Source organism: Streptomyces sp. NPDC001868, assembly GCF_040297125.1.
Classification (GTDB): Bacteria; Actinomycetota; Actinomycetes; order Streptomycetales; family Streptomycetaceae; genus Streptomyces.
Genome location: NZ_JBEOYO010000123.1, coordinates 1 through 5541, shown reverse-complemented (window position 1 = coordinate 5541; position 5541 = coordinate 1). Strand labels below are relative to the sequence as shown.

Sequence of the window (5541 nt, the reverse complement as noted above, 5' to 3'; positions counted from 1 at the left end):
GCGGGCATCGTTTGGTGTCCAATACCCGTTCTACGTTGTGGATACCCAACCCTACCCCGGCCCACGGGACCAGAAAATGTGGTGTGGGGCGCGGATCGTATGTGATCCGCGCCCCACGTCATGCCCGTGTAACGGGCACATCCACTCTTGATCTGCTACTAGTCCCGGTACAGCTCCGCGACGAGGAACGCCAGGTCCAGGGACTGGCTGCGGTTGAGCCGGGGGTCGCAGGCCGTCTCGTAGCGCTGGTGCAGGTCGTCGACGAAGATCTCGTCGCCGCCGCCCACGCACTCGGTGACGTCGTCGCCGGTCAGCTCCACGTGGATGCCGCCCGGGTGGGTGCCGAGGCCCTTGTGGACCTCGAAGAAGCCCTTGACCTCGTCGAGCACGTCGTCGAAGCGGCGGGTCTTGTGGCCGGAGGCCGCCTCGAAGGTGTTGCCGTGCATCGGGTCGGACACCCAGGCCACGGTCGCGCCGGAGGCGGTGACCTTCTCGACCAGCTCGGGCAGCTTGTCGCGGACCTTGTCCGCGCCCATGCGCACGATGAAGGTGAGCCGGCCCGGCTCGCGGTCCGGGTCGAGGCGCTCGATGTACTGCAGCGCCTCCTCGGCCGTGGTCGTCGGGCCGAGCTTGATCCCGATCGGGTTGCGGATCTTCGAGGCGAACTCGATGTGCGCGTGGTCCAGCTGCCGGGTGCGCTCACCGATCCACACCATGTGCGCGGAGACGTCGTACAGCTGCCCCGTGCGCGAGTCCACGCGGGTCAGCGCCGACTCGTAGTCGAGCAGCAGCGCCTCGTGCGAGGAGAAGAACTCGACGGTGCGGAACTCCTCCGGGTCGGCCCCGCAGGCGTGCATGAAGTTCAGCGCCTGGTCGATCTCGCGGGCCAGCTGCTCGTAGCGCTGGCCGGACGGGGACGACTTCACGAAGTCCTGGTTCCAGGCGTGCACCTGGCGCAGGTCGGCGTAACCGCCGGTGGTGAAGGCGCGGACCAGGTTGAGCGTGGAGGCGGAGGCGTTGTACATCCGCTTCAGGCGCTCGGGGTCCGGGATGCGGGCGGCCTCGTTGAAGTCGAAGCCGTTGACGGAGTCGCCGCGGTACGTCGGCAGGGTCACGCCGTCGCGGGTCTCGGTGCCCTTGGAGCGCGGCTTGGAGTACTGCCCGGCGATCCGGCCGACCTTCACGACCGGCACGGAGGCCGCGTATGTGAGGACCGCGCCCATCTGGAGCAGTGTCTTCAGCTTGTTGCGGATGTGGTCGGCCGACACGGCGTCGAAGGCCTCGGCGCAGTCGCCGCCCTGGAGGAGGAACGCCTCTCCCTTGGCGACGGACGCCATCCGGGCGCGCAGCTGGTCGCACTCGCCCGCGAAGACGAGCGGCGGATACGACTCGAGCTCCGCAACGACTGCGCGCAGAGCCTCGGTGTCGGGGTACTCGGGCTGCTGCGCCGCGGGCAGGTCTCGCCAGGTGTTGCCAGCGCTCGCGCTGGACTTAGCGTTCACGGTCACGACGTCCACATTACGGGGTCATGTCGGGCGTCCATCCCGCTGCTCATCAAGTGAGACGAACCCCGCTCGATCGGAGCGGGGTTCGTCGGGCCGGTCGGCCGGCCGGGCCGGTGGCGTGGGACCGCGTGGCCCCGGGCCGCCGGTGTCAGTGCAGGTTCATGACCGCGCTGTCGTCGAAGCCCACGGCGAAGACCGTGCGCAGCGAGAGGTTGGCGGCGCTGTTGTAGCTGTCACAGGCGTTCTGCTTCTCGTCCGGCTCCTCGACGGCCTTGAACTCGTGGGGGAAGCTCGCGCGCAGGCTCGTACCGGGGCAGATGTGCTCCGTCAGCCCCCACAGCTCCTCCACCTGTTCCGTGCCGAGCTTCGGCCAGTAGCTCAGGGCCTGGGGTGTGCCCACCGCCCAGTTCCCGTTGGCGTACACCGTCTCGCCGACCGTGCGGTTGCACGCCGTGGTGGCCCGGGTGTCGCCCACCCAGGTGTGCGAGAACACGGCGGGCTGGAGGGCGCAGCCCTTGTGGAAGGCGAAGTTCAGCAGCCCGGCGCCGTCGGTCCAGGTCATGCCGCCCTGCAGTCCCACATAGCGGGACGCGGCGTACGCGTCCTGGATCACGGTCTTGCCGCCGGACAGGTTGAGCAGCCCGGGATAGGTCGAGGCGCTCGTCGGGTTGAGCTGGTAGCGCACCACCCGGCCGCCCGCGGCGCTGCCGAACCACTCGCCGGTGACCAGCTTGTACGGGCTGCCCCCGGACTTGTCGAGGGAGAGCCAGGAGTAGCAGAGGGAGTCGGCGTCGGGGGTGCCGTTGACGGCGTCCGAGTCGCACGCGCCGGAGGGCGGCGGGGAGGCCTGCTTGTAGTAGTGGACCTGCGGCAGCACGTACGGGTAGCCGCAGGCGCTGGACTTCCCGGAGCCGTCGATGCCGTAGGAGTTGAGGCCGGAGCCGTAGGTGTCGACCTTGCCGAGCTTGTTGATGTCGAAGACGCGGATGCCGTTGGAGGTGTCCGTGACGTAGATGTAGTTGCCGTACCAGACGATGCCGCCGCCGTGGCCGGTGACGAACTTGAAGTCCGCGCCGCCCTCCGTCGGCTCGGCGAGCAGGATGTGGCGGTACTTCTTGGTGTCACGGTCGATGAGGGTGAGCTTGAGCAGGTTGTTCGTCTTGCACTTGTCGTTGGCCTCGTAGTCGCCGGCCGCGTTGGTCTTGAACGTCTCGTAGTGCCAGGCGACCGCCGTGACGCGCTTGTCCTGGATGGCGCCGTCGGCTCCGTCGGCGGTGCCGGTGCTGCTCATGCCCTGTGGCCACCAGCGCGGGGTGGTGTCGTCGCCGTGTGCGGAGGACCAGCACCAGGCGACCTTCCGGCTCACCGGCGGCAGGGCCTTGGTCTCGTCGCCGGCGCATGTGCGCATGGTGCGCAGGTTCATCCAGGGGTCGCTCGCCCCGGAGGAGTCCGTCGTGTAGTTGGTGGTGACGACGTCCGCGAGGTCGGCGTCCGCCAGCTTGCCGTCGAGGGTGGTCGCCTCCGACACGGTGCTCGTGTCGGTCATCTTGAACCTGTCGCCGCTCAGCGTCAGCTTCGTCACCACCGGCTCGTCCGCCGCCGCCGCGGGCTGTGCGGTGAGCCCGGCGAACAGGGCGGCCGTCGCCGCGACGAAGGCCAGGGGCCTCATTCTCCGTATGAGTGACACACTCGCCCTTCCGTGATCATAAATCGGCTAGAACATGTCAAAGAACAGAACCGCCGATGATCATAAGTTGAATGACGGGCGGAGATCACGTGAGTTCACGGGAGACGTCCGGTAGGGTGCGGCGCATGTTCGCGCACTCGATCCAGAACTGGTGGTGGACCGCTCATCCGGCGGCCCACTGACTGCGCGTACGCAAGACTTCGCGAAGGCCGCCCGAGGGGCGGCCTTCGGTGTTTCCCGGGCCCGGCCGCCCCTCCCCGATCACCGCGACGACCGTGATCCCCGAGGGAAGAGGAACCCATGGACCTGACCCGGCTCCTGTCCGACGACCGCCCGTTCGCCCTGCTGCGCCGCCGTACACCCGGCCTGCGCGACCAGGACACGGTGGAACTGCTGATCGGCCCGGTGACCACGTACGAACGGCTCGCCGACCTCCCCGACGAGGGGCTGGCGCTCGTGCCCTTCCGGCAGATCCGCGAACGCGGCTTCGACGTCCACGACGACGGGACACCCCTGTCGGTGCTGGTCCCGGAGGAGTCGTACGAACTGCCGCTGGACCGGGTCCTGGCGGAACTGCCCGCGCATGACGTCCGGGTCGAGGGCGGGGGATTCGACGTGGACGACGAGGCGTACGCGGAGATCGTCGGCCGGGTGCTGCGCGAGGAGATCGGGCGGGGCGAGGGCGCGAACTTCGTGATCCGGCGGACCTATGAGGGCACGGTCCCCGGCTTCGGCCGCGCCGACGCGCTCGCGCTGTTCCGGCGGCTGCTGGAGGGCGAGCGGGGCGCGTACTGGACATTCGTCGTGCACACCGGCGAAAGGACTCTCGTGGGCGCCAGCCCCGAGGTGCACGTCCGGATGACCGGCGGGACGGTCGTGATGAACCCGATCAGCGGGACCTACCGCTATCCGGCCGACGGGCCGACGCCGGAGGACCTGCTGGCCTTCCTCGACGACGGCAAGGAGATCGAGGAGCTGTCGATGGTCGTCGACGAGGAGCTCAAGATGATGTGCACCGTCGGTGACATGGGCGGGGTCGTGGTCGGGCCCCGGCTGAAGGAGATGGCGCACCTCGCGCACACCGAGTACGAGCTGCGCGGGCGGTCCTCGCTGGATGTGCGGGAGGTGCTGAAGGAGACCATGTTCGCCGCGACGGTCACCGGGTCGCCGGTGCAGAACGCGTGCCGGGTGATCGAGCGGTACGAGCCTCGCGGGCGGGACGGTGTCGGGCGTGGGTACTACGCCGGGGCGCTGGCCCTGCTGGGGCGGGACGCGGCGGGTGCGCAGACCCTCGACTCGCCGATCCTGATCCGTACCGCCGACATCGCGGCGGACGGACGGCTCAAGGTGCCCGTGGGGGCCACGCTCGTGCGGGGGTCGGATCCGGCGGGCGAGGTCGCCGAGACCCACGCCAAGGCGGCGGGGGTGCTGGCGGCACTGGGGGTACGGCCGGGGCGGTCCGGCCCGGAGCGGATGCGGCCGGTGCTGGCGGACGACCCTCGGGTGCGGGCCGCGCTGGACGGGCGTCGGGGGGCGTTGGCGCCGTTCTGGCTGCGGATGCAGGAGCGGACGGACGAGCTGTCGGGGCATGCGCTGGTGGTGGACGCCGAGGACACGTTCACGGCGATGCTCGCGCATCTGCTGCGGTCGTCGGGACTGGAGGTGACGGTGCGGCGGTACGACGAGCCGGGGCTGCGGGAGGGTGTGCTCGCGCACGAGGGGGTCGTGGTGCTGGGGCCCGGGCCGGGGGATCCCGGGGATCTTCGGGATCCCAGGATGCGGGTGCTGCGGGCGCTGACCGCCGAGGTGTTGCGGGGGCATCGGTACGGGGTGCTCGGGGTGTGTCTCGGGCATGAGCTGATCGCGCTGGAGCTGGGGTTGGGGATCGTGCGGAAGGAGGTGCCCTATCAGGGGGCGCAGACCGGGATCGATCTGTTCGGGCGCTCCGAGACCGTCGGGTTCTACAACAGCTTCGTGGCCCACTGTGACGACGAGACGGCCGTGGAGTTGGCCGCGCGCGGGGTGGAGGTCAGTCGTAGTGGGAGCGGGGAGGTGCATGCGTTGCGTGGGGCCGGGTTCGCGGGGGTGCAGTTTCATCCGGAGTCGGTGTTGACGTTGGACGGGGTGAGTGTGGTGCGGGAGTTGGTGGCGGGGGTTCAGTCCCTGCGGGCGCTCTAGGTTTCCTCGCCCCCGCCGCCCCTACCCGTCCCGTCCCCAGGGGCTGCGCCCCTTCGACCCCCGGTCGGGTGTGTTCTTCGGGTGCGGGTCCGGTGGGGCTTCTCGCGCAGTTCCCCGCGCCCCCAGGAGGGGCCTGCGGCCCTCCGAAGGCGAAAAGCATGGGGCGCAGCC

4 protein-coding genes are annotated in these 5541 nt (G+C 69.8%); 2 read left to right on the top strand and 2 right to left on the bottom strand.

The features are described from left to right. Positions 1–158: 158 nt before the first annotated feature. Positions 159–1508, bottom strand: a complete 1350-nt coding sequence (locus ABT147_RS46935; protein WP_351418655.1) for a class II 3-deoxy-7-phosphoheptulonate synthase — start codon at positions 1506–1508, stop codon at positions 159–161. 145 nt (positions 1509–1653) lie between these two features. Further along, complete coding sequence (locus ABT147_RS46930; RefSeq protein WP_351418653.1) at positions 1654–3174, bottom strand: hypothetical protein; 1521 nt, start codon at positions 3172–3174, stop codon at positions 1654–1656. Between the two features lie 89 nt (positions 3175–3263). Between ABT147_RS46930 and ABT147_RS46925 the strand changes: the two genes are divergently transcribed. Next, a complete protein-coding gene (locus ABT147_RS46925; protein WP_351418651.1) occupies positions 3264–3374 on the top strand; it encodes a trp operon leader peptide in 111 nt (36 codons plus the stop codon). A gap of 118 nt (positions 3375–3492) precedes the next feature. Then, positions 3493–5370 (top strand): anthranilate synthase family protein, encoded by a 1878-nt coding sequence (locus ABT147_RS46920; RefSeq protein ID WP_351418649.1) that lies wholly within the window; start codon positions 3493–3495, stop codon positions 5368–5370. The last annotated feature ends 171 nt before the right edge of the window (positions 5371–5541 follow it).